The sequence below is a fragment of the Fictibacillus sp. 5RED26 genome (genome assembly GCF_015903895.1).
GTDB classification, from domain to species: Bacteria; Bacillota; Bacilli; order Bacillales; family Fictibacillaceae; genus Fictibacillus; species Fictibacillus phosphorivorans.
The window spans coordinates 1,463,918-1,484,830 of sequence record NZ_JACZDU010000001.1; the positions used below are offsets into that span (position 1 = coordinate 1,463,918).

Annotated in this window: 20 protein-coding genes, 1 other RNA gene and 1 other annotated feature; of the genes, 1 reads left to right on the forward strand and 20 read right to left on the reverse strand. The window is 39.2% G+C overall.

Going from position 1 to position 20,913, the window contains the following annotated elements; all coding sequences use genetic code 11:
- Positions 1-11: 11 nt before the first annotated feature.
- The 15 genes from IHV10_RS07600 to IHV10_RS07670 all read right to left on the reverse strand — a co-directional run bounded on the left by IHV10_RS07600 (position 12) and on the right by IHV10_RS07670 (position 16,920).
- Positions 12-245 carry a hypothetical protein gene (locus tag IHV10_RS07600; RefSeq protein ID WP_197128002.1) on the reverse strand — a complete coding sequence of 78 codons (234 nt, stop codon included), beginning with the start codon at positions 243-245 and terminating at the stop codon, positions 12-14.
- A gap of 201 nt (positions 246-446) precedes the next feature.
- Positions 447-1,271, reverse strand: coding sequence for an EcsC family protein (locus IHV10_RS07605; RefSeq protein WP_197128003.1), 825 nt, complete (start codon positions 1,269-1,271; stop codon positions 447-449).
- 113 nt (positions 1,272-1,384) lie between these two features.
- Complete coding sequence (locus tag IHV10_RS07610) at positions 1,385-1,900, reverse strand: type 1 glutamine amidotransferase domain-containing protein (RefSeq protein WP_197128004.1); 516 nt, start codon at positions 1,898-1,900, stop codon at positions 1,385-1,387.
- 84 nt (positions 1,901-1,984) lie between these two features.
- Positions 1,985-2,491 (reverse strand): metal-dependent hydrolase, encoded by a 507-nt coding sequence (locus tag IHV10_RS07615; RefSeq protein WP_197128005.1) that lies wholly within the window; start codon positions 2,489-2,491, stop codon positions 1,985-1,987.
- A gap of 305 nt (positions 2,492-2,796) precedes the next feature.
- Positions 2,797-5,241: a DNA topoisomerase IV subunit A gene (parC, locus tag IHV10_RS07620; RefSeq protein ID WP_197128006.1), complete on the reverse strand. Its 2,445-nt coding sequence runs from the start codon at positions 5,239-5,241 to the stop codon at positions 2,797-2,799.
- A gap of 13 nt (positions 5,242-5,254) precedes the next feature.
- Positions 5,255-7,195, reverse strand: a complete 1,941-nt coding sequence (parE, locus tag IHV10_RS07625) for a DNA topoisomerase IV subunit B (protein ID WP_197128244.1) — start codon at positions 7,193-7,195, stop codon at positions 5,255-5,257.
- Positions 7,196-7,422: 227 nt separating this feature from the next.
- Complete coding sequence (locus IHV10_RS07630) at positions 7,423-7,830, reverse strand: CoA-binding protein (protein ID WP_197128007.1); 408 nt, start codon at positions 7,828-7,830, stop codon at positions 7,423-7,425.
- Between the two features lie 185 nt (positions 7,831-8,015).
- Positions 8,016-9,536 (reverse strand): carboxypeptidase M32, encoded by a 1,521-nt coding sequence (locus tag IHV10_RS07635; protein ID WP_197128008.1) that lies wholly within the window; start codon positions 9,534-9,536, stop codon positions 8,016-8,018.
- 95 nt (positions 9,537-9,631) lie between these two features.
- Positions 9,632-9,811: a hypothetical protein gene (locus IHV10_RS07640; protein ID WP_197128009.1), complete on the reverse strand. Its 180-nt coding sequence runs from the start codon at positions 9,809-9,811 to the stop codon at positions 9,632-9,634.
- Between the two features lie 441 nt (positions 9,812-10,252).
- On the reverse strand, positions 10,253-11,401 hold the full coding sequence (locus IHV10_RS07645; protein ID WP_197128010.1) for a THUMP domain-containing class I SAM-dependent RNA methyltransferase: 1,149 nt from the start codon (positions 11,399-11,401) through the stop codon (positions 10,253-10,255).
- Positions 11,402-11,534: 133 nt separating this feature from the next.
- Positions 11,535-11,943, reverse strand: an RNA gene (gene rnpB, locus IHV10_RS07650) — RNase P RNA component class B.
- A gap of 75 nt (positions 11,944-12,018) precedes the next feature.
- On the reverse strand, positions 12,019-12,333 hold the full coding sequence (gpsB, locus tag IHV10_RS07655) for a cell division regulator GpsB (RefSeq protein WP_197128011.1): 315 nt from the start codon (positions 12,331-12,333) through the stop codon (positions 12,019-12,021).
- An 82-nt stretch (positions 12,334-12,415) separates the two neighbouring features.
- Positions 12,416-12,976: a DUF1273 domain-containing protein gene (locus IHV10_RS07660; RefSeq protein ID WP_197128012.1), complete on the reverse strand. Its 561-nt coding sequence runs from the start codon at positions 12,974-12,976 to the stop codon at positions 12,416-12,418.
- Between the two features lie 412 nt (positions 12,977-13,388).
- Positions 13,389-14,654 (reverse strand): ribonuclease H-like domain-containing protein, encoded by a 1,266-nt coding sequence (locus tag IHV10_RS07665; protein ID WP_197128013.1) that lies wholly within the window; start codon positions 14,652-14,654, stop codon positions 13,389-13,391.
- On the reverse strand, positions 14,638-16,920 hold the full coding sequence (locus IHV10_RS07670) for a DEAD/DEAH box helicase (protein ID WP_197128014.1): 2,283 nt from the start codon (positions 16,918-16,920) through the stop codon (positions 14,638-14,640). Before IHV10_RS07670 ends, IHV10_RS07665 begins: the two co-directional genes overlap by 17 nt.
- Before the next feature lie 372 nt (positions 16,921-17,292).
- Here IHV10_RS07670 and IHV10_RS07675 point away from each other — a divergent pair, with 372 nt between their 5' ends.
- On the forward strand, positions 17,293-17,664 hold the full coding sequence (locus tag IHV10_RS07675; protein WP_197128015.1) for a cyclic-phosphate processing receiver domain-containing protein: 372 nt from the start codon (positions 17,293-17,295) through the stop codon (positions 17,662-17,664).
- Between the two features lie 12 nt (positions 17,665-17,676).
- On the opposite strand, the gene IHV10_RS07680 is transcribed toward IHV10_RS07675, so the two are convergent.
- The 5 genes from IHV10_RS07680 to IHV10_RS07700 form a co-directional block, all read right to left on the reverse strand.
- Positions 17,677-18,480 (reverse strand): protein phosphatase 2C domain-containing protein, encoded by an 804-nt coding sequence (locus tag IHV10_RS07680; protein ID WP_197128016.1) that lies wholly within the window; start codon positions 18,478-18,480, stop codon positions 17,677-17,679.
- Positions 18,467-18,928, reverse strand: a complete 462-nt coding sequence (locus IHV10_RS07685) for an HIT family protein (protein WP_197128017.1) — start codon at positions 18,926-18,928, stop codon at positions 18,467-18,469. Before IHV10_RS07685 ends, IHV10_RS07680 begins: the two co-directional genes overlap by 14 nt.
- A gap of 41 nt (positions 18,929-18,969) precedes the next feature.
- Positions 18,970-19,189, reverse strand: a binding site (T-box leader).
- A gap of 96 nt (positions 19,190-19,285) precedes the next feature.
- A complete protein-coding gene (locus IHV10_RS07690; protein WP_197128018.1) occupies positions 19,286-19,774 on the reverse strand; it encodes a dihydrofolate reductase in 489 nt (162 codons plus the stop codon).
- Positions 19,775-19,783: 9 nt separating this feature from the next.
- A complete protein-coding gene (locus IHV10_RS07695; protein WP_197128019.1) occupies positions 19,784-20,209 on the reverse strand; it encodes a flavoprotein in 426 nt (141 codons plus the stop codon).
- Positions 20,193-20,723, reverse strand: coding sequence for a GNAT family N-acetyltransferase (locus tag IHV10_RS07700; protein WP_197128020.1), 531 nt, complete (start codon positions 20,721-20,723; stop codon positions 20,193-20,195). Before IHV10_RS07700 ends, IHV10_RS07695 begins: the two co-directional genes overlap by 17 nt.
- Positions 20,724-20,913 lie beyond the last annotated feature (190 nt).

Genomic DNA, 20,913 nt, shown 5'->3' on the forward strand with positions numbered 1-20,913 from the left:
ATGAAGTCATCTCATGCTTTACGTTCATTACCCCTTTTGAAATTACCGGTTATTTTAGCCATAATCAGCTGTTCTGCCATTTCGCTGTCTGCTGCTTTGATTCTATTTAAAAACTTTTCTGCTTCCTTTCCTTTAAGAATTTTCACTTGTTTTCCGTAGTAATCTAAAAATACGTTGTGATCTTTTGTTTCTCGATAACTAAAAGGTTTTTCTTCTAATCGATTTCTTTTATCAATACGTTCCACGTTTCCTTGTCACCTTCTTGAGTTCTATTATTTACATATATTTCTTATGTGTATTACATGTACTTTTCAACATACACGTTCATTAGTCCTTCTAAACTGAAATACGATTCTCTATGGTTTGTATACTAGATGACCAGACTACAAAAAAAGACATTTTTCTAACGTAGTAGAAAAATGTCCTTTCCGTATATTTCACTTTTACTAATTTTGCGATTCAACAATAGTGTTAGAAGCAGAATTTAGTCTTTCTACAATCCTTCTCTTTTGGTAAAGCATGGTTCCTGTTTCTGCAAGATCACTGATCATTGAACGATTGGCGAATGCTCCAAATATAATTCCTGCTATAGGTACCATCTGAAACAGCTTTTTCCAACCAAATGACTCTGTAAATGTTAATGTGACCTCTCTCCATCCTTGTATTTGAGAAACGACTTCTCTTGATTTCATTTCATCCTTACTGATTGCAGCAAGTTCATTAAGAATCGCTTCTTTGCCTACATAATCAGAAGTAGAAAATTGGAGGCATTTTAAGATATAGACTCGTTCTTCCTTATTATTTGGATCATATCCGTGTATGATCGCGATTTCTTGTAAAGTTTTTAAAGAGATTGCTAATATAGCAGGTATATCAATCGCTAGTGTGAAGATACCTCCAATTCCAGTACTGGCTCCTTGTAGAGTTGCAGCACTTTTTCGTTTGTTTGCAAGCTCTAAGGAAACGTTCTTCATTTCTTCAACGGGTATGGTTTTAAAGTCGGCTAATTCATGTATCGATCTACCTGTTTGTTTTTCGAAGAACTGAAAAACCGATTGCTCTTTAGATAGATATTGACCACCGTTTTGTATGTATCCACCAATCTCATCAAGCAGTGTTCCAATCTTATTTTGAATGAATTTTGGTGTCACTTTATCTAGCAGCTTAAACGGTAGGCGAGTAATTCGCTCCCAGAACCATAACCCTTTTTGATCTTTTTCCCATTTCTCGATCTGTTGAAGTTCTTTTAATAAATACTCTTTCGATTCCATCGTTCTTCATCCTATCTATATGTTCATACCTATTGTACGCTGTGTGCTAGATTTAGTTTCAACATTGAAAAACCGTCTAGAAGCTATTTCTAGACGGTTCATTTTGTATTAGCTTATTGTTGCAGGGCTTTTAATGACTCTCGAATAAAGGCAGGAATATCATCTGGTTGGCGGCTCGTTACAAGATTACCTCCACAAACGACAACCTCTTCATCCTTAACTGTTGCCCCAGCGTTTTTTAGATCAACATGAATGGACTTAAATCCGGTAATGCTTCTTCCGTTTAGAACCTCTGCAGAAATCAAGAGCTGCGGACCATGACAGATTGCAAATACAGGCTTCCCTTCATCAGCAAAATGTTTCGTAAACTGAACGAATTCGTCATCACCTCTTAAAATATCAGGCGAAAATCCACCGGGAATGAAAAGCGCATCATAATCATTAGGCGACACTTCTGAAATTGCGGCATTTGTCGTCACTTGAGCTTCCTTTTGTTTTCCTTCAAGTGTTGCCCCTTTTTCTGAGCCGATAACGGTTACCTCATGGCCAGCTTCTCGAAAAGCTTTTGCCGGTTCCGTATATTCTACATCTTCAAACATGTTTGCGAGTACTGTTGCAATTTTAGCCATTACTTAACCACTCCTCATTTTTTGTATACAATTGTTGTATTACCATTGAGGAAGTAAATTAAACCCTTTTTTTAAGTTCTTGCTTTAAAACAGGGACACAATATATAGATGAATCATCAAGACAGCGGCTAATAATCCGAGTAATGACGCTATGTTCGTTTCTGTTCTTGAGCCTGTTTTCGTGTAGAAAGGAAAACGAAAGCGAATAGGTAACGGATAAAGAAGTTGAATACCCCTAGATGTCGCAGCATCTAGAATAAGATGCGAAAGTACTCCTACTACCAAGCCGATGCTTAAACTTTCTTCATAACGCCAATCTATCCATTGTGGCAACAAAAATAATACTAAAATCATCATCCAGCTATGAGTAATCGTACGATGCCCGAATGTCTTAGAAATTGTTTTTGATAAAAAAACGGTTTTCTTCCCTAAATATGATCCTGGATGACAAAGATCTGGAAGCAAGCTGCCAAAAACAGCCGCACCAAAAAAAGTCAGTTCATGCTGCAGAGTCTCTGGAGGCAAATCAGTGAAAGCCTTGTAAGCAGCCCCTCCTACAACGCCTCCAAGTAGATGTGTGTTGCTCTTCATGTTATGTATCTCTCATTTCTCTCGTTGTGTCGTTTCCCTTACTGTTTTATCTTCTTCATTTACTAATTATAGAGAGTTCTTATTTACATGATTTTTAATTCTTGACTTCTTTGATAAGTTGATTGGAGTGCAAGGTGCGAGACTCCTATGGGACGAGCGGTCAGGTGGAGACTCCTAAAGGCGCAAAGCGGCAGGAGGCTCACCGTACGCCCCATGGAAAGCGAGTATCCTGGAACGGAAATCAACTACTTTCATGAACTACAAAGAATTAATACATTCAAAAAAGAAGAAAAGAGCAGCAAACGCTACTCTTTTGATTGTTCAGTTGAAACCAATGATTTAATTCGAGTAATCGGCCCTGTTTCTCCGGTATCCACAACAAACGAACCATTGTTATATCGATCAGCTGGTTTGTAATTCAATGTAGAAATTGTCTCAACTTTACCTGAGCTTGTTTGTAGTACAAACTGTACTCCATCTGCTGTAATTAACTTCATACCCACGATTCGATGAGGGTTCGATTTTAACTCCCTCACCATCACAAGACCACGTTTAGCACGCGATGTTCTTTCAAATTCTGAAATCTTCATCTTTTTAAGTGCACCACGCTGTGTAGCAATAACAACTTGTGCCTTCTCAGGGTCTTCTGGTAGTGTAAACCCACTAACCACATGGTCCCCAGCTTTTAAATTTATGCCTTTAACGCCAGACGCTCTTTGTCCAACGATTGAGATCTCATCTTCAGCAAACCATAAACCTAGTCCAAAATGTGTCGCAATGAAAACATCTTGCACTCCGTTTGTTAACGAAACGTCTACGACTTCATCATCTGCTTTTAGCTTAACGGCCATCAGTGGACGGTTATAACGTGTCGCTTTGTAAGACTTGAGTTCTGTTTTCTTCGCCATACCCTGCTTAGTAAAGAAGATTAGATATTGATTCTCTGTAAACTCTTTAATCGGGTATGCTTTAATCAGTTTTTCATCTTTATCTAGGCCAACAAGACTTGCTAAGTGCTGCCCCATGTCTTTCCAGCGGATCTCAGGCATCTCGTACACAGGCAGGTAAACGTAGTTTCCTTTGTTCGTGAACATAAGTAGCGTTTCTGTTGTGTTGAGCTGAGACGCCATCAGAAGTGAATCGGTATCCTTCATGCCTGGCGGTTCACCGTTAGAAGCACTGTATGAACGAACACTAGAGCGTTTTACATAGCCGTCTTCTGTAACAGTCACCATGACATCTTCAGACGGAATCATGACTTCCATGTCGATCTTGATCTCTTCAATTTCCGCTTCAATGATTGTTCGGCGTGGATCAGCGTATTTCTTCTGAACCTCGGACATCTCTTTTTTGATAACGTTAAACAGCTTTTTCTCGCTGTCTAATAGTGAACGAAGATACGTAATTTTTTTCGCTAATTCCTCAGCTTCCGATTGAAGCGTCGTAATATCGGTATTCGTCAAACGATAAAGCTGTAACGTAACGATCGCTTCAGCTTGTGGTTCTGTAAACTGAAATTTATCAATAATGTTGTCTTTAGCATTTCGTTTATCTTTAGAAGCACGGATCGTTTCAATTACTTCGTCTAAAATTGAAATAGCTTTAATTAAACCTTCAACAATATGTGAACGTTCTTCCGCTTTTCTTAGGTCATATCGTGTTCTTCGAGTAACAACTTCTTTTTGATGCTGAATGTAAGAATGAAGAATCGCCTTCAAACCCATCAGCTTCGGTGTCTTATTATGAATCGCTACCATGTTGTAATTATAGGAGACTTGAAGATCGGTATTTTTAAAGAAATAGTTTAGAATTCCTTCTGCATTACCGTCTTTACGAAGCTCGATCACGATTCTTAGACCCGTTCGATCTGTCTCATCCCGGATCTCAGCGATACCATCTACTTTTTTATCTAAACGCAACTCATCCATGCGCTTAACAAGGTTCGCTTTGTTCACTTCAAAAGGAACTTCAGTAATGACGATCTGCTGACGGCCACCTTTTAAGCTCTCGATCTCCGTTTTTGCACGAATGACAAAGCGACCTTTTCCTGTTTCAAACGCCTTCTTAATGCCATCTAGACCTTGAACGATTCCGCCGGTTGGGAAATCTGGCCCTTTAATCACCGTCATTAATTCCTCAAGAGAAACATCCGGGTTATCGATCTGCATCGTAACTGCATCGATTACTTCACCAAGGTGATGTGGTGGGATATCTGTCGCATAACCAGCAGAGATCCCTGTTGATCCATTGACTAATAGATTCGGATAACGGCTTGGTAATACGACCGGTTCTTCGGTTGTATCATCAAAGTTTGGTGCGAATTCTACTGTCTCTTTATCAATATCACGGAGTAGCTCAGAAGCGATAGCTGATAGCCTCGCCTCTGTATAACGCATAGCAGCTGCAGGGTCTCCATCGATACTACCGTTGTTACCGTGCATCTGAATAAGCACATTTCTTACTTTCCAGTCTTGACTCATACGAACCATTGCTTCATAAACGGAAGAATCACCATGTGGGTGATAGTTACCGATTACGTTTCCGACCGTTTTTGCTGATTTTCTGTATGGTTTTTCGTTCGTGTTTCCTTCTGCGAACATCGCATATAAAATACGGCGCTGAACGGGCTTCAGGCCGTCTCTTGCATCAGGTAATGCACGCTCCTGAATGATGTATTTACTGTATCTTCCGAAGCGGTCGCCGATTACGTCTTCTAACGGCAGCTCTCTAAATTTCTCAAGCAGTGACAATCTTTAAACCTCCTCAGAATGCTGACAAGTTCTCGTTATCTAGTATGTTCGTTTCTTCGTTTATGCCAAACGCAACGTGTTCTTCGATCCACTTTCGTCGCGGTTCTACTTTATCTCCCATTAGGACAGATACACGTTTTTCAGCACGGGCAGCGTCATCAATTCTTACTCGGATCAACGTACGTGTGTCAGGATCCATCGTAGTTTCCCATAATTGGTCAGCATTCATCTCACCTAGACCTTTATAGCGTTGGATGATATAGCCTTTTCCGATTTTTTTCTGTGCTTCTCTAAGCTCGTCTTCATCCCAAGCATATTCGATGACTTCTTTCTTACCAGTCCCTTTGCTTACTTTGTAAAGTGGAGGAAGTGCGATGAACACTTTTCCTTCTTCAATAAGCGGCTTCATGTATCGATAGAAAAAAGTGAGTAATAAAACTTGAATGTGTGCACCATCTGTATCTGCATCAGTCATGATTACAATCTTATCGTAGTTCACATCTTTTAAAGTAAAATCAGAGCCCACTCCAGCTCCAATCGCATGAATGATTGTGTTGATTTCTTCGTTCTTGAAGATATCAGCAAGCTTTGCTTTTTCTGTGTTGATTACTTTTCCTCGTAGTGGAAGGATCGCCTGGAATTTACGGTCTCGCCCTTGCTTAGCTGAACCTCCTGCAGAATCACCCTCTACAAGATAAAGTTCATTTCGTTCTGGATTCTTTGATGTAGCAGGCGTTAATTTACCGCTTAACATCGAATCCTTACGTTTGTTCTTTTTACCGTTTCGAGCATCTTCACGTGCTTTACGTGCTGCTTCACGTGCTTGTGCGGCTTTAATACTTTTACGGATAAGCATTTCACTAATTGCAGGATTTTCCTCAAGGAAATACGCTAACTTAACCGCTACAACCGCATCCACAGCAGAACGAGCTTCACTCGTTCCTAGTTTACTCTTCGTTTGCCCTTCAAATTGCAGAAATTCTTCGGGAATACGAACGGAAACAACAGCTGTTAAACCTTCACGGATATCAGATCCATCTAAGTTTTTATCTTTTTCTTTTAACATGTTCGTTTTTCGAGCGTATTCGTTAATGCTTCGAGTAATAGCCGTTTTCGCACCCGATTCGTGCGTTCCGCCATCTTTTGTTCGAACGTTATTTACGAACGATAATACGTTTTCTGCATAACCATCGTTATATTGAAAAGCAAAATCCACTTCGATCTCATTTTGTATGCCCTCAAAACTCACAACAGTATGAAGAGAGTCTTTATCTTCGTTCAAATATTTTACGAATGCCTCAAGACCTGTATCGAACTGAAATTCGTCTTTTTCTCCGTTACGTGCATCTTCAAGTACAATCTTGATCCCTTTTAATAGAAATGCGGCTTCTCGTAAACGTTCACTTAACGTTTCATAGTTATAGTTGATCGTAGAAAACATGGTCGGGTCTGGTTTAAAGTGTACGGTCGTTCCAGACTTACGCGTATTTCCGATCACTTCAAGGGTTGTTACAGGTTTTCCGCCATTCTCAAAACGTTGGCGATAAGTCTTTCCGTCACGATGGATGGTTACTTCCAACCATTCAGATAGTGCGTTTACAACGGAAGCACCTACACCATGCAATCCTCCAGATGTTTTGTATCCCCCTTGACCAAACTTTCCACCAGCATGAAGAACAGTAAAGATGATTTCTGGTGTTGGTTTTCCGAGCTTATGCATACCCGTTGGCATTCCGCGGCCATCATCTGATACTGACACACTATTATCCTTGTGAATTTTCACATGTATGTAATCACCGAATCCGCCTAATGCTTCGTCAACGGCGTTATCTACAATTTCATATACGAGGTGATGCAATCCTCTAGCATCCGTACTTCCAATATACATACCTGGACGTTTTCGAACGGCTTCTAAACCTTCGAGCACCTGTATGGCATCATCGTTATACTCCATTAATGACTTATTACTAGCCAAGTTGTGTTGCTCCTTTCACGTTGCTGCAGTACTACTATAATAGCAGAACGTTTGTTTCTATACTACTGTTGTCTGTATATTCTCCTCTTATTTCTCGGTATATCGACTGAAAACCTTTAGTGTCGAAAAGAATATTTTTCTAATAAAAAGTGACTTTACAAGATAAGCATGGGAAAACCACCCGTATGATTGCGGGTGGTTCATTACTACCGTATCATAGCATGTTCCACTTTAATGCACTTATCCATAATATAAGGAATCGTCGCACTTTGCAAAATCTCTTCTGCTTCTGCACTATAAAGACCGAGCTGTGCCCAAAAGAAACCAGCTTTTATTTTCGCAGCAGAACGAGCAACTTCAGGCAAATATTCACTGCGTCTAAACACGTTAACAATATCTACATGCCCCTCGATCTCTTCGAGCGTTGCAAACGCCTTTTGCCCTAAAACCTCTCTGACATTAGGATTTACAGGGATAATCTCATAACCGGCATTCTGCATATATTCTGAAACCATATAAGATGTGCGAAAGGGTTGATCAGATAGACCGACTACAGCAATGCGTTTTCTTAATTTTAACAGGTTTTGGATATCTTGTGTCGTTGCAGCTCCCATCTTTATGTCCTCCTAGTGTCTTTTTATATAGTTTTAGACAAATTATGTAGAAATGAAACCTTTTCATAAAGAAAACTTGGCAGACGCCAAGCTTTTCAAGCCTTAGTTGAACTTATACTAACGTACTAAGTGAAAAAAACCGGCAATCTCGAATCTTGTTATCGAGAACCGCCGGCTATAATTCATTATTTCTCTAAGCGGTAAATATCACTATACTTCTTTTCGAAGTAAGCGATCAGATGATCTGGGTTTAGACCCTCACCTGTTACGTCTTTTAAGATTTCAATCGGCTTCTTCATCTTTCCGTACTGATGCACATTTTTCGTTAACCATTCTTTGATCGGAAGAAGGTTTCCAGACTCCATAAGTGCATCGAAATCAGGAATGTCGTTTATCATCGCATTTTTAAGCTGTGCTGCATAAATGTATCCAAGAGCATAGGACGGGAAGTAACCAAAGCTTCCGCCTGACCAGTGTACATCCTGAAGCACTCCTTCCGCATCGTTCTTAGGCGTAACACCGATATATTCTTGCATCTTTTCATTCCAGATGCGCGGAAGGTCTTTTACTTCGATTTCGTCGTTAAACAAGCCTTTTTCGATTTCATAACGAACGATAACATGAAGTGGATATGTCATCTCATCAGCTTCAATACGTATGAGCGAAGGCTCGACAACGTTAATAGAGCGGTAGAAATCTTCAAGCTCTACTCCGTTAAACTGTGCACCCGAAACCGTCTTTAACATGTTGTATTGATTTTTCCAGAATCCAAAGTGACGACCGACAAAGTTCTCCCAGAACAGAGACTGAGACTCGTGAATGCCCATAGATGTTCCAGTAGCAAGTGGTGTTCCAACAAGTTCATCTGAAATGTTTTGCTCATAAAGTGCGTGTCCACCTTCATGAATGGTTCCGAATACAGCCGTACGGAAGTCGTTTTCCATATACTTCGTTGTTACTCGAACGTCTCCCGGGTTTAATCCGATTGCGAACGGGTGAACCGTTTCATCCAAACGACCAGAATCAAAGTCATAACCCATGTCTTTTAGAACATGCATGCTGAATTCTTTTTGCTTTTCTTTCGGGAAATGTTCGAATAAGAACTTCGTATCAGGCTGTCCTGCTTCTGTAACTTTTTGAAGAAGAGGTACGATTCGATCACGAAGTTTAGAGAACGTCTCATCTAAGATTTCTACTGTAACACCAGGCTCATACATATCTAAGAGTGTGTTATATTTATTTCCTTCATAGCCCCAATAGCCGATGAACTTCTTATTATAATCAACAAGTTTTTCTAAGTATGGCTGGAATAAGGAGAAGTCTGAAGCGTTCTTCGCTTCTTCCCAGACCGTTTCTGCTTTTGATTGTAAAATGACATACTCTTTAAATTCTGCAGGAGGAATCTTGGCATTACGCTCGTAATCTTTTTTTACTTCCTCTAGCGTCTTCTTCGTAACATCAGAAAGAGAGTCTTGTATATCAGACTTAGAAAGTTCTTCGATATAACTCTTCATTTCTTCAGAAGTAGACATCGCAAAAACATCCGAAGATAATGTCCCGATTACTTCAGAACGTTGCTCGACCCCTTTTTTAGGTGCGCCTGTACGAAGGTCCCAATACATGAGGCCGATGGCTTCATTGATGTGTACCATTTTTTTCACATAATCTAAGAATTCTTTTTCAACAGTTACTTTTGTTTGCGTCATTTGCTATTCCATCCCTTCACGGTTTCATAAAAAACATACCGCTATATGAATTCGTGACGCAATAAAAAAGTCCTGCTGGTCGATTTTATTTTTTTCTAAAAATCTTCTTTAAAAAGTTCTGCATACGTTGCAAAAGAAGGATCAATATTGTTTGCGTGACCAATTGATTGATGTAGGACACTTTGAATTTCGGCTTTATGATGATCTTCCAGGTGTGGTTGTATGTTCTGTAATGCCTTTTGAATGCTATCTAAATGGCTGAATTGTGTGTACATAATATAACCTGCCTTCGTTTTATGGTTAGGCATAGTATGTACGTGTATAAGAGGTCTTTAAACTTTGTTTCTGTAATTGGTGATGATCAATGTAGTAGTGAGTATGTATTGTGTTATTTAAATTCGGTTTTATATTGCTATTTCCTAATGTCTTTTAATAAAAATTATTAAATATGTACGGTACGTGAAATTATTATAGTTTTATTGCTATTAAGGTGTATGATTCACATAAAAAAGGCTGACTCGATCAAAAAAGTCAGCCTTCCTTATTGGTTTGGGCGGTAGAATCCAAAAGTTTTGTCCTTGAATCCACAAATTTTGTAGTTCAATCCACGAGTTTTGCTTCTCAATCCACAAATTTTCAGCTTTTATCCGCGAGTCTACAATTTTCGACACTCGCGGCTCCCCATACCATATATGCATGTATTCAAAACACACTCATCAACTCTGGTGCTGTCTAGGTGGACGTTTTCCAAAGTATTGATAATAGTCCGTCTTCAAATCACCGTTGTACAGCTTACGCTTCTTCGTTGCTGAACGGCCATAATATTCTTCAAACTTTTCATTCGAAGTGATCACATACACACTCCATGTATCATACGGTTTCATCGCCATACCTAGGTCGCGATACATTTGTGCTACTTCTTCTCTCTCACCTAGTCGCTCTCCGTAAGGCGGGTTCGTCACAAGACAACCGAAATCTTTTCTAGTCGTGAAATCGCGGACTTGCATCTGTTTAAACGTGATAAAATCATCGAATCCAGCTTCGTTAGCATTATTCTTAGATAGTTCGATCATCTTATGATCAATATCAGAACCTTGAATCTCAAGAGGTAGATCATATTTTGCAACATCTTGAGCCTCACCAACTGCCTCATACCAAACCTTTTTATCGATCCAGTTCCATTTTTCTGAAGCGAACTCGCGATTTAAACCAGGCGCGATGTTTTGGCCGATCATCGCAGCTTCTATCGGCAATGTTCCTGAACCACAAAATGGATCAGCGAAAGGCTTGTCTGGCGTCCAATTCGTTAGCATAATAAGAGCTGCAGCCATCGTTTCTTTAATCGGCGCACCTGAATGCAACTCACGGTATCCACGCTTGTGTAGACCTGTCCCACTCGTATCAAGAGTTAATGTCGCGATATCTTTATGAATCGCAACCTCGATTCGATACAATGCTCCGTCTTCAGGGAACCATGTTTTACGGTTATACGCCGTTTTCAAGTTATCTACTACTGCTTTCTTTACGATTGCTTGGCAGTCGGATACAGAAAATAGCTTTGATTTTACGGACCGGCCGATTACGGGGAACTCCCCGTCTTCAGGAATAAAATCAGCCCAAGGAAGTGCCTTCGTTTGCTCGAAAAGTTCATCAAACGTCTCTGCTTTAAACTCACCAACCACTAATTTTACGCGATCTGCCGTTCTTAACCATAAGTTAGCTTTTACTAAAGTTTTCTCATCACCATCAAAATAAACTTTCCCGTTTTCAACTTTCACATTCTCAAAACCTAGCGCGCGAACTTCATTGGCTACAAGAGCCTCTAATCCCATAGCTGCTGTTGCCAGCAGTCTTAATTGTGTCATAATATGAACTCCTTAATCTTCATCGATTTCTATAGTAATAAGTATACCCTTATTTCAGGACACTTTTTATGTAAATAGAAAAAGCCCCGGTAAACGGGGCCCTCATTCAGCTTTAATTTAGGTACCAATAACGTTCTGTAAGCCATGTTCTGTTCCTTAGTACTACAAACGGCTGGTAGCCTCGTACACCGGTGGTAATCATCTATCTACAAAAAGCCTTGGCTTCTTGTTCTCCCAATCGTTCAATTCCGAAATGGGAAACTCCCCTACCATAATTTGGGTTTCTCGCTCGTGGGGTTTACCTCGTTCCACTCCCTTTGTTTCCATCGGGACTACGTCACTGTGGCACTTTCAAGGTATTAACACCATATCCGAAGACTTAGGTGCGTTCCCTGCCGTTAGTCCAGTAAGCTTTATACAAGCAAACCAATCTACCCTGGCTTATTTTTTGGCCAGGCACGATCATTACGGTCATCTCAGATCCGTGCGAGCATGGACTTTCCTCTAAACCAGAAGATCTGATCCAGCGATTACCCGAACGCTATTGATTTAAGTTTTAAAAGCAAGATTCATTATAGCATGCTGAATGGATAAAAACAAATGGTTAATAACTGGAATCAATCGTACAATTTGCTGCCAAAAACATGTTTTTCCAAGTTAGACAAACGCTGAAGAATATCGGAGTTCGTCGTGCTTGAAGTTACTGAAGACATTCTGCGTGTTTGCTGATGATCAGTAGTATTTTGAGCTTCTTTACGCAGTCGATTGTTTTCTTGCACAACTGCATCATACTCTTTTTGGAAATTTTCATAATCCTTAATAATAAGATCTAAGAATTTGTCTACTTCGTCTTGATCATAGCCACGAAAGCCTTGTTTAAAGTCTTTTTCCAAAATTTCTTTCGCCGTTAAATGAAAACGCTGTTCACTCATGTGAATCACCTCACACAAAGATTCTAAAATTATTTTTTCACTACCTGACCTAAATGTCAATTTTTTTCGACTTTAGATTCATTTATTCATTACGATTGTATTGTTCCTCTTGTACAAGAACATCCAAGTCATAAGGAGTAATATAAAATATTTCGTACGAATTGTCCATTTCCTGCTTTTGTTTAGCTGCCTGTAAATAATACTTCGGCGAACCGTCTTTTTCTTCGTCGTATAAAAGCAACACGGCATCGCTTTTTTGCACAAGAAATTGATTTTTAACACGAAGCTGCCCTGGCGACTCGTATGGCTTTCGGCTGACCGAATCAACAAAATCGGCACCAGCTAAAATTTCATGATATTTTTCTTGAACGTTTTCTTTCCAACGAGCTTCTTGCTCTAAGAACGGTGTAAGAACTGCAAGTTTTAGATCGGGGTATTCCGCTTGAAGATCAAACACCACTTCTGCAGCCCACATTTCAACACCTGGCTGCCCACTGATGATCACCCATTCAAGTCCTTCATCAAGAAGCGAGACTAACTTTTGTCCAATCGCTTTCTTTATATAGTATACCCCTTCATGTTTGTCACTAAAAATCCCCAGTTCATGAGCTTTGTAGCCACTGACAAGCAGTGTTTGAAGCATGTGAAAATACCTCCTATTAATGAAAAACACCCGGCTCTGTCTATAGCCGGGGCTTCATTAAAAGTTTTGTGTTGTGTGACTGATTTGATTGCCAATCATTACTGTTAACCCGACGATTACAAAAAATAGAACAACAATCCACTGCTTCACGTACCATCTCTCCATAGCTTAAAATATATATTTCCCTATCCCTATTCCGGGTTATTTTGCGAAAACAATCGAAACCGTCAGGAAATATGACGAAAACCTAGTAGAAATATAAGGTTTTATGACGTTTTTTGCGCTTACCCGGGGAATAAAAAAAGGGGGAATTTATTTTCTTAAGAACATTTTCATGTCCTCTTATATTCTACAAAAAACAATGCCGTTTGAGAAGAGATATTTTGCAGGAATTCATAAATTTGACGAATTTTTACGAATATTGGATGACGCGTTGTTCTAATCGTTCGATTCTTTTCAAAAAACGCTGTTTTTCCTGTTCTTCTTTCCTCTTTGTTAACCTTTTTTTGCCCTTCCACCTTGAATAGGCCATAACAGCAAAATGAAGAGCTTTATCGTAATCTTTTCGTATGTGCTCAAAATACTTAGAAAGTTCAACCGCTGGCTCTTCATCTAAATGATCTTCTTCAAGCAATTCCAACCAATACTGGACAGAGATTTCTATCTCATTACACTTTTTGTTTAGAGCAGCTAATGATTTTTTTGATTGAGATATATGTGAATTTCCCGTTTCCAGAACCTCGTTATAAAAAGACATCGCTTGTTCTTGTTCGTTTAAAGCTTCAAACCATCTCGCAGATTCATACGTTTCTTTTTCGGTACGAAAACCATTACCTGTCACAATCCCAGACATATGAGTATATAGCGTGATGAGCGAAAGAACATCCCACTCGTTGTGCTGAAAAACTCCTTCAAGGAGCGAAGGATCTCCTTCATTGCAATATTGAAAATAGAGCATGGGCGCAAGATAACCAGGTGTATCATGAATCCGATTCACGCCAAGTATCTCTTTTTCCACTACAGAAAGCTTAACCGCAGGTAACGTATCTTTCCAAAGCCTCCTAGCGCCATGAAGAAGATCAAAGTGACCAAACTCTGGCAATGAAGGTACAAAATCACGAATTAAAGTATGCCGCGTTTTCACTTGTGGCCAATCAAAGGATTTTCCGTTATACGTTACTAGATTCCTCAGTTCTTTCACATGATTTAAGAAGTAATGATAAAGAGCAACTTCAGATCCTGGTCCTGGTAGGAAGAACTGGTGCACTAAAACGTGATCTCCCTTGATCTGACTCATACCGAGCATAAAGATCGTATTCCCAGCTCCACCACTTAAACCAGTTGTTTCTGTATCAAAGAACAAAAGGTCAGAGGCTTCTAAATCCCTTGCATGTAAAGGATGATCAGCATCAGTATCCTGCCATTTCGACACAGCGTCCAAAACGTCAGAAAACCGATAACGCCCCCACTTTGTGTCAAGAGGATATTCTACTTTTCGGATGATGCAATAATCCTCTTCGAAAAAATAAGCTGACGCCCCAAATTTCTCCCAATAATCCGCATGATCAATCCTGTTACCTGATGAATCCTCAAGTGGTTGCTTGCTCTGTACAGGAGGCGTTGAAACCGGATTTACCATATGTTTTTTTAGTCGATTTAGTTTACTTTGAATCGACATGCTCTGTCGCTCCTTTAATTTGAGAAATCAGCTTTACAGCTAGATTCTTGCTGTTATTTCCTTCTTCTAATGTACCCGTGCAAGACGGACAGCCACTTTCGCAAGGACAACGTTGGATCATAGAGAGCGCTTGGTCAAGAACAGTATCCCAAGAGCCATACACTTTTTCACTCAGACCTATTCCTCCTGGGTATCGATCGTAAATAAAGATTGTAGGTTGTTGATTATGTACCGCTTTAACTTGCGGTACAACATGAAGATCATTTGCATCACACATAACAAATAATGGAGCGACATGCCGCAGTACGTGTGCGATTCCAAGGAGGCCCGCTTCGAGTTTTTCTTCACTTAAATCGTTATTTTCAAACGTTAGCCAAGTGGAAGAAGTGTGCAACTCTTCTTCCGGAAGATGAATCGGTCCTGACCCAATATTGTCATGTGTTTCAAATTTAATCTTTTTAAAGATAGTTGCCTTTGCGACTACCATAACATCACCGTAGGCTTTTGCATTTTGCTCATCTGTCGTTTCTTTGTCTACTTCTAGTACATTTAGCGATACAGCAAGGTTTGCATCTGTAAAGTAATCAACATCCACTTCCCGAACGAAGGCTTTCTTTTCTTCGTAATCGAGCTTCTCAACCTGATATTGTGTACCTTGATGAAGGTAGATCGCTTCTTCGTGAAGAAGTGTCATCGAACTAAAACGATCCATCTCGCCAATCACTTTCACGTCAGCGACATTACTTTGATCGATGATCACAACGTTCTCCTGTGATGCAGAGCGAAGTGAAATGTTATGAGCAGGAAAGGAATCATTCATCCAGTAAAAATGCTTTCCTCTTTTATGGAGCACTTGCTCATCAACTAAAAATTCTAAAACATCCTGTATCTCTTGATCACCAAATTTCTCACTCTCTTGAAACGGAAGTTCATACGATGCGCATTTTAGATGATCCACTAAAATAATGAGATTATCAGGATTCATACGAGCAGACTCTGGTGATCGTTCAAAAAAGTAATCTGGATGCTGTATCACATATTGATCGAGTGGTGAGGAAGAAGCAACCATGATCACAACGCTCTCATCCTGACGTCGCCCCGCCCGTCCAGCTTGTTGCCACGCACTAGCGATCGATCCCGGATAACCTGTCAAAATACAAGCGTGAAGCTGACCTATATCTACGCCTAGTTCTAATGCATTTGTTGAAACGACTCCCATGATGTCTCCGTTACGAAGTCCTTTTTCAATGGCGCGTCGCTGTTTAGGAAGATATCCCCCTCTATAACCTTGTATGGACTTTGTACCAAACTCTTTTTTTACAAGTTCTTGCAAGTAAGTAAGCAATATTTCCACTCGTACACGACTGCGTGCAAAAACGATCGTTTGAATATGGTTTTCTAAGAATAGCTTCGCAAGATTTCTAGCTTCAAGTGTAGCGCTTCGCCTTACGTTTAACGGTTTATTCACAACGGGCGGATTATAAAAGAGAAAATGCTTACGACCGGCTGGTGCTCCGTTGTTGTTGATCAGAGTCATCGGGTTTCCAGTAAGTTGCTCTGCCAACTCTTTTGGATTCGCAATAGTTGCAGATGTGCAGATAAAAATGGGGTCACTGCCATAAAAGTTACAGATCCTTTTCAGTCGACGTATCACATTTGCGACATGACTTCCGAAAACGCCTCGATATGTATGTAACTCATCTACCACTACATATTTCAGATTTTCAAAAAGCGATACCCATTTTGTGTGATGAGGAAGAACAGCAGCATGAAGCATATCGGGATTCGTCATAACAATGTTTCCCGCTTTTCTGACCACTTGTCGAATATTTGCTGGAGTATCCCCATCATACGTATAACTTTTTATATCCAAACCCATCTCATCAATCAGTTCGTTCATCTCTGACTTCTGATCTTGTGCAAGAGCTTTTGTTGGGAAAAGATACAAAGCTCTTGCCTCGGGATTATTAGCGACCTCCTGTAAAACAGGAAGGTTATAGCAGAGCGTTTTTCCAGACGCGGTAGGTGTAACAGCTACAAAGCTTTCACCGCGTAAAGCAGCTTCATAGGCAGATAATTGGTGAATATATAAGGAAGAAATCCCTCTTTTAGAAAGAGCAGATTGAATAGTTGGATGCAAAGAGTCAGGAAGTGGCACTGAAACCGCCTCTCGTGGCTCGATAGTTTTCCATTGAACAATTTGTTTAGCTAGTTCTGGCTCTCGTAAAACGTCCATAACTTGCTGGATTGATTTTTTTCGAAACATGTTTACCACCTCACTTCTATTTTAACGAATATCTGTTCGTAATGAAACAGAGACTTAAAGGGAATGTTCAAGTCTTAATTGAGGCATTTCAACAAATTTGTATAATTTCAAATTTTATTTGTTAATTTTTGATAAAAAATAGACATTTCTTGAAGGAAAATAGAAAATGATGAAGAATTTAATACTTTAATATTTCATAAGCATAAATATTTAAATAACGTTTATTGTAACGTAGTAAAGAAATAGTTTAGATTTCATAATACCCCATGCAAAACTTGTTTTGGAATAATGTGTTATAATTAATATATTAAAATAACTTAGGGCCTTTGACTTTTCTTAGTCACCCTCCGTTAAGGAAGGGAGTGCAAGAAAATGAAAAAGATTAGTGTTTTTATGGATGATTATCGGAGCCCGCCTGAAGGATATGTCTTCGTTGAAACAATAGATGAATGTTTGGATCTTCTGAGGAACCATGATATTGAACACTTATCATTGGATCATGATTTACTAAGCAGAACGAGAAACGGCATGATGCTTGTACAAATGATGGTTAATGAAAAGTTATTTGCGAACCGAATAACCATACATTCTGCCAACTCTGTTGGAGGCAAGAACATGTACAACTGCCTTAAACAAGCTCAAAAAGACTCAATCATGCCCCACACCATTATCGTTTCCTTACGCCCACTCCCACTAAAATATATCCCGCCACGCGTGCTTCAGCATTATATTGATATCAAATAGGAGGAAACAGCTTTACAGATCACTTGGCAAACTAGCTGTTTCCTTTATATCAACAGACCATGCTATGATGGTCGTGCTATCTCTTACATTATTTCTTCTTATTTCATCTAATAGGAATCGAACGCCTTCTTCCATACCGTTATCGCTCAATACTTTTTGTACCTCTCCAGCATCTTCAAATGCAACACCCGGACATTCAGTCAGCCCATCCGTCGTCATGAAAATATGGTTAAGTCCCTTTCTCATTTCTTTCTTACCTGAGCTATAACAAGGTACTGGAAGTTCAAATGTGTTCACTTCACCGACCCACTCATAAAAACTACGCTGAACAAGCTGTCTTTCACCTAGTGCAATCAGCTCAGGATGGAAAAGATGAAGAATACAATCGCCAATTGAGAACCACCACAAATATTTTCCTTTTCGAACAACGATCAGACATGCCGTTTCACCTGTTGTTTTTCGACAAGAATCCATAAAATCAGGATCTTGAAAGATATTAAGTATAAGATAATCTAGCTTTTTAAGAGCTGCACTTGCAGATTCAGAGAGAACAGACTTAATTTCATTCTCATTCTTTTCAAAGTGATTTAGAACCAGTTCAACACTTTGTGCTGTTTTATGACCATCAAGTACCATTGTAAACTCCCAGTTTTCTGCTTCGTTCGCCCACACTAAGCATCCATCTTCATTTTTATATGAACCTGCTTTAGAATTACCTCCAAACCTGCCCAAGGTTACGTTTTGTACTTCTGTTATATCTAATTCATCTATAAATGTTTTATCGCTTCCAACCCACTTCATATTAGGACTCTTCATCACTATTCTCCTCCAAATAATTTCTCACTCGTTCGCAAACTTTTACTATATCTTCATTCATTCCAAACGGAGCATCTGCCCAACTATAGACTTCATTCGGTCCCCAGTACTCTTCTGGTGTATTTGGATATCGTGGAACGATGTGCATATGAAGATGTGCAACAGAATTACCTGATACGAGTGCATAAATGTGCTCAGCGTTTTCTGTCTCTTTCACTGCTTTGCTCACTCGAGCCATGATCTGGCCGAATGCATTGGCTTCTTCAATCGTCAGATCACCAAGACCTGGTGCGTGTCGTTTCAGATCGATCATGATATGCCCTAGGTAAGAAGGGCGAACACCTTTATCGATATGGCCCACATAAACATAATCATCTTCAAATATTTTTACACCAACTGTATTGATAGTGCCTGTATGTTTGTCGCAAATAAAACAATCCTTACTCATTGCTATCTCCCCCTTAATACAAAAAAATCCTATCATCTCGATAAAGAGACGATAGGATTTTCCTAACGTGGTACCACTCTTCTTTGTTTGCAAAGAATCCATGCAAACCTCAGAACCTAATTACGGAGGTTAACCGTACAGACTTCATTTTAGTCTGTCCACTCCTAGGCGAGTTCAGGATATATGTTGACTGCATTGCACCCAATCAGCAGCTCTCTAAACAACAAATAGATCCTTACTACTCCTAATCATCACGTTTAAACGATGAAAACTTTTACTAATGATAAGATGATTAGAAATTTCTGTCAAGTCTGTTTTTTCTGATTTTATGTAAGCTGTTAGTGATGAATTGAATTTTCACAATTCCCTAATGTATTGATGAAAATAATAGATGTACGGATTATCTTTGTCCTGTATTCCTTTGACTCTAGAAACCTCTTTCCAATCTCTTTCGTTGAAATCTGGAAAGAAAGTATCTCCTTCAAAGGCATGGTGTATTTTTGTAAGGTACATTTTAGTTACCATCGGCATAAACTGCCTATAGATTTCCTCTCCACCAAAAATTATGACTTCTTCATCGCAGTCACAAGTTTTCAACACCTCGTCAATAGAATGGACAACGATACAATCTTGAGGTGAGAAATCTTTTTTTCTTGTAAGTACAATGTTCTTCCTTCCAGGCAACGCTTTACCAATAGATTCAAAGTTTTTCCTACCTAGAACGATGGTTTTTCCAATCGTAATCTTTTGTACGTACTTCCAATCTTTTGGCAACCTCCAAGGTAAATCATTGTCTTTGCCTATCACTCTATTTTCATCCATAGCAGCTATTATTGAAAAGTTCATAACCGAATCTTACCTTTCTTTTAAGGTGATCTCTAAACTCAACATCTTTTCTATCGATATCCCTGCCTCTATGTAACTTCTAACTAATTTCCAGCAATCATTTTCCCATCTAAAAGTCTGGAAAAATAAACTAGCCGTTTCAATTGGTTTATCATCAATAATTAGAGATGCCCAAAGAATTGCCATCACTTCATCATCTTTTAAAGTTAAGATTACGTCTTCTTTTAGAATCCACGTTGCTTGCTTTTCACTTAATTCCTTAAATGCATGATTCCATCCATCAATCGATTCTTCATAGCCAAAATCATAAACATCCTTGCCTCTAATTTCCCGAGCTGTGTATTTTGACGAAATTACATCCTCTATACCTTTGATAGAAAAGGTACTCCAATTTTTAATAAATTCTTTGTAAAACTGATTAAAAGTTCCTCTCATCTTTCCTCCTAAAAAGGGGTTTCATATATTTACTATGATTATCAAACTCACCTATATATTCAAATCCATTTTCAACATAAAACTGGTTTAGTTTAATATTATTTGCAACACAATCTAACTTGATATACTCTCTACCATGTTCAACATTTGCTTGAATCCAATTCACAATTTCTTTACCAATCCCCTTATTCATAAAAGACGGACGCACAGCTAATCGGTGTATATAGAGAGAAGCATGGACTTCATCTTTACCGAATATATGCTCGTCCCACTCTGTTTGTTCTGGTGATAAGGTAAATGTAGCAACCAGTTGTTCATTCCATGTAACCTTGTATGTATGGTTTCTCTGAATTGCACGTTTGATCTCTGTATCTTCACCACCACCGAGCAAAAATCTCCATTGATCAATATTTCTATCTTTCAACCATTGTGCACAATCTTTTAATAGACTCATAATCATTTGCAGATCTTCTCCAGATGCTCTTTGAATATCTGTTGATTTCAACGATTTCATTAATATTCTACCTCCTATCTATGCTCAGAGTAACTTCTTTATCTTTTATGTGATTCCTTCAAGATTCCCTCATGAATAATGAAAAGCAGCAACTTTAAAAGTTGCTGCTCGGTTCAATAACACATTATAGCTTACCTATACCAAACCTGACTCAAACGTTTTATTATCAATCAACGCAAGCTTGTTGTCA